Here is a 1,703-nt window from a genome sequence, read left to right as displayed (position 1 = left end):
GTCCCGCTAAGCTTCAAGGAGCACGTGCGTGTCTGTTCCGCCGGTGGGGAAGCCGGCGGCGCGGACGTGCCGGAGGTCAGTGGCGCAATGATGTCTGGAAACAGCCAAGCGAGGTCCGGAAACAGCCCAATCACCGCGGGATCCGTCATCGGAGGGGGAACGCAGTTCCTCACCGTTGCAGAGGTCGCGAATCTGATGCGGGTTTCCAAAATGACGGTGTACCGGTTGGTGCATTCGGGAGAGCTGCCCGCGGTGCGGGTGGGGCGTTCCTTCCGGGTGCACGCCAAGGCGGTGCACGACTATCTGGAGACGTCCTACTTCGATGCGGGGTAGTACGGCCCGATAACCGATCGGCCCCACCCGTTTCGTTCGCCCGAGAGTGGCCCGGTAGCATGGACCGGCATCCTGTACGTGCCGGTGGTGCCGCCGGGTCCATCTCGGCCCGTATCGGGTAGGGACTGTGCAGGGTCAGACAGTGTGCACCCCGCGGAAGCGGGGATGACCCGAGAGAACGCGAGGAACAACCCTATGGGTTCTGTGATCAAGAAGCGCCGCAAGCGCATGTCGAAGAAGAAGCACCGCAAGCTGCTTCGCCGCACGCGCGTGCAGCGCAGAAAACTCGGCAAGTAAGCCGCTGCGTCGTAGCTGGAAGCCCGTCACCGTCGGTGGCGGGCTTTCGTTCGTCACAGGTGATCGAACTCATCGTTAGATCCTGGTTAATACCCTTCGAATGCCCCCTACTCGCCGGTTACCCTGGGAGCGGGAAAAACGCCCGATGACAATTCAAGGCATGGGGGCTAGGTGGGATCCGGAGTGGCAGGGACTCGGGACGGGCAACCGCCCAAGGTAGTGATGGTGACCGGCGCGAGCCGGTTCTTCGGCGGCAATGTGGTGGCCCGGTTGGCGGCCGACCCGGCCGTCGAACGCATCATCGCCGTGGACGCCAAACAGCCCAGCCGCGAGCTGCTGCGCCGTATGGGCCGCGCCGAATTCGTGCGCGCCGATATTCGTAATCCGTTGATCCGCAAGGTTATCGACGGCAATCAGGTCGATACGGTGGTGCATCCCGCCGCGCTCTCGCGCCCGCCCTCGGGTGGCGGCCGCGCCGCCATGAAGGACATGAACGTCCTGGGCGCCATGCAGCTGTTCGCCGTGTGCCGCAAGGCTTCCAGTGTGCGGCGGGTGGTTGTGCGTTCCTCCTCCGCCGTCTACGGGTGCAGCGCCAAGGACCCGGTGAAGTTCACCGAGGAGATGAGCGCCCGCACGCCGCCGCGCGGCTGGTTCGCGCGGGACATGATCGAGGTGGAGGGTTTCGTGCGCGGGCTGGCCCGGCGGCGGCCCGACATCTCGGCGGCAATCCTGCGGTTCCCGCCGATCGTGGGCCCGCAGCTGGCCAAGCGGGGTGTGCAGTATTTCCGCTCGCCGATCACGCCGACCATTCTGGGCCGGGATCCGCGCATGCAGCTGCTGCACGAGGAGGACGGTATCGCCGCCCTGGTGCACGGGGCCATGACGGCCCCCGGCGGCACCTACAATGTGGCTGGGGACGGCGCGATGGCGCTGTCGCAGGCGATTCGACGGGCCGGGCGGGTCGAACTCCCGGTCCCGTACTCGGTGTTCCGCAGTGTCGGGCGCACCGTGATGGGCCCGGTGATGCGGGAGTTCACCGCCGAGCAGATCGACTATTTCCACTTCGGTTGTGG

The 1,703-nt window shown here is 66.2% G+C and carries 3 protein-coding genes; all 3 read left to right on the top strand.

The window, feature by feature from the left end; translation table 11 throughout:
- Positions 1-129: 129 nt before the first annotated feature.
- On the top strand, positions 130-333 hold the full coding sequence (locus tag ACIRS4_RS36505; protein WP_404204307.1) for a helix-turn-helix domain-containing protein: 204 nt from the start codon (positions 130-132) through the stop codon (positions 331-333).
- 195 nt (positions 334-528) lie between these two features.
- Positions 529-630, top strand: a complete 102-nt coding sequence (locus ACIRS4_RS36500; protein ID WP_003402602.1) for a 30S ribosomal protein bS22 — start codon at positions 529-531, stop codon at positions 628-630.
- Positions 631-852: 222 nt separating this feature from the next.
- On the top strand, positions 853-1,703 hold an 851-nt coding region (locus ACIRS4_RS36495), incomplete at its 3' end, for an NAD-dependent epimerase/dehydratase family protein (protein WP_404204301.1).

Source organism: Streptomyces sp. NPDC101166, from assembly GCF_044768125.1.
Classification (GTDB): Bacteria; Actinomycetota; Actinomycetes; order Streptomycetales; family Streptomycetaceae; genus Streptomyces.
The sequence above is the reverse complement of the archived record's forward strand: the minus strand, read 5'-3'. Positions and strand labels throughout refer to the sequence as shown.